This window comes from Flavobacterium sp. UBA4854 (genome assembly GCF_002399805.1).
Lineage (GTDB): Bacteria > Bacteroidota > Bacteroidia > Flavobacteriales > Flavobacteriaceae > Flavobacterium > Flavobacterium ginsengisoli.
This window is the reverse complement of the sequence record NZ_DHEI01000131.1, coordinates 38,348-40,639: the sequence shown is the minus strand read 5'-3', so window position 1 is coordinate 40,639 and position 2,292 is coordinate 38,348. Positions and strand designations below refer to the sequence as shown.

Genomic DNA, 2,292 nt, shown 5'->3' with positions numbered 1-2,292 from the left:
TAGCCAAATGAGCTAATCCCCCAAAGTGTTAACAAATAAAGTCAATTAATTCTCAAAAAACAAATTTCCAGAAGTTTCAGAGGAATTATTTTCAAAAGCGTAACTTTACCTTAAATCTGGTTTTTTATGAGTTTAGAAAATACAAACGGAAGCTTAGAAACTTCTTTTCAAAATACGATTGCAACAGTTCAATTTGGTCATCCAGCCAGTAATTCTTTTCCGCGTGAATTATTAAATAGGCTTACAGCTGAAATTAATTCTTTAAGCAGAAATGAAGAAGTTTCGGTTATTGTTTTAAAAAGTGAAGGAGAAAAAACGTTTTGTTCAGGAGCTTCTTTTGATGAACTTTTAAAAGTTGAAAATGAAGAACAAGGCGTAGAATTTTTTTCAGGTTTTGCACATTTGCTGAATGCCATGCGAAATTGCAATAAAATTATAATTGGACGCGTGCAAGGAAAGGCTGTTGGTGGCGGTGTCGGAATTATTTCGGCTTGCGATTATGTATTTGCGACTTCACAAAGTGATATTAAATTATCTGAATTAGCAATCGGAATTGGTCCTTTTGTAATAGAACCAGCCGTTTCTCGAAAAATAGGAAAAACAGCAATGACTGAAATGACTTTGGCAGCTCACGAATGGAAATCGGCTGATTGGGCTTTTGAAAAAGGACTTTTTTCTGTTTTATGTGAAGCTGAAAATCTGGATACTAAGGTTGAAAGTTTTGCTCAAAAACTGAGTTCTTATAATCCTGAAGCGCTTTATGAAATGAAAAAGATTATTTGGGAAGGAACGGAACAGTGGGAATCACTTTTATTTGAACGTGCTGCCATTACGGGTAAATTGGTTTTGTCTGATTTCACTAAAAATGCTTTGCTGCAGTTTAAAAAATAGGTATGATATAAGTCATTGATTTTGGATAAAGTCTAACATACTTTTGAAAACAATTAATAAATAATTATTTAGCCACAGATTATACGAATTAAAATGATTTTAAAATAATCCAATTAATCCTTTTAATCTGTGGCTAAAGAAAATATCAATAAATATAATTTAAAATGAAACTCATTTCTTTATTCCAAAAAGTTGACATTGCAGAGAAAATTAAAGATGCTCCAGACAGCGGTTATCAAATTGGAGTTGTCATTGGATCTTTCATTCCGTTTCTAGTTTTGGGCGGAATTGCTTTGTGGATGTATACTCGTGCTAAAAAAAGAGCTAAAAACGGCAATTAATTTGTAAATTTGCAAGCTTAAAATTAAAAATCGATGAGTAATATCAGAATTACAAAACAATTTAGTTTCGAAACCGGTCACGCTTTGTACGGTTACGACGGAAAATGCAAGAACGTTCACGGACACAGTTATAAATTATCGGTAACAGTTATTGGTTCGCCAATTACAGACCGATCGAATGTAAAGTTCGGAATGGTGATTGACTTTTCTGATCTAAAGAAAATTGTAAAGGAAGAAATCGTCGATCAATTTGATCATGCAACTGTTTTTAATCAGACAACTCCGCATATCGAATTGGCCAATGAATTGAAAAACCGTGGACATCATGTGATTTTGGTAGATTATCAGCCAACAAGCGAAAATATGGTGGTTGATTTTGCAGAGAGAATCGTTGCAAGACTTCCAGAAGGAATTTCTCTTTTCTCATTAAAACTTCAGGAAACAGAATCGTCTTTTGCAGAATGGTACGCTTCTGATAATTTGTAAAAAAGTTAAAAGTGAAATGTGAAAGTAAATTGTAAAATGCTTTTTCATTTCGCATCTTACATCTCACAATTCACATCTCACATTAAATGAAAAAAATATATTTTGCTTCAGATCAACATTTTGGTGCGCCAACTCCAGAATTGAGTTTGCCGCGTGAAAAGAAATTCGTGGCTTGGCTTGATGAGGTTAAAGAAGATGCCGAAGCAATTTTTTTATTGGGAGATTTATTTGATTTTTGGTTTGAATATAAAACGGTTGTTCCTAAAGGCTTTGTACGTATTTTAGGCAAACTAGCTGAAATTCGCGACAGCGGAATTCCGATTTATTTTTTTGTCGGAAATCATGATTTGTGGATGAATGATTATTTTGAAACCGAATTGAATATTCCAGTTTATCACGATAACAAAGAGTTTACATTTAACGGAAAAACGTTCCTGATTGGCCACGGAGACGGAAAAGGTCCTGGCGATAAAGGCTATAAAAGAATGAAAAAGGTATTTACAAATCCGTTTTCAAAATGGCTTTTCCGTTGGCTGCATCCAGATGTTGGCGTAAGTTTGGCTCAATATTTATC

The 2,292-nt window shown here is 33.7% G+C and carries 4 protein-coding genes; all 4 read left to right on the top strand.

Features of this window, described 5'->3' with window-relative positions; genetic code table 11:
- Positions 1-126: 126 nt before the first annotated feature.
- Complete coding sequence (locus B3J44_RS19015; protein ID WP_286970602.1) at positions 127-891, top strand: enoyl-CoA hydratase/isomerase family protein; 765 nt, start codon at positions 127-129, stop codon at positions 889-891.
- Between the two features lie 164 nt (positions 892-1,055).
- Entirely contained in the window at positions 1,056-1,232 is a 177-nt protein-coding gene (locus B3J44_RS19010) for a hypothetical protein (RefSeq protein ID WP_286970596.1), read from the top strand.
- A 33-nt stretch (positions 1,233-1,265) separates the two neighbouring features.
- Positions 1,266-1,718, top strand: a complete 453-nt coding sequence (locus B3J44_RS19005; RefSeq protein ID WP_111365769.1) for a 6-pyruvoyl trahydropterin synthase family protein — start codon at positions 1,266-1,268, stop codon at positions 1,716-1,718.
- Between the two features lie 86 nt (positions 1,719-1,804).
- Positions 1,805-2,292, top strand: a 488-nt coding sequence (locus tag B3J44_RS19000; protein ID WP_286970610.1) for a UDP-2,3-diacylglucosamine diphosphatase, incomplete at its 3' end; no start/stop codon positions are given.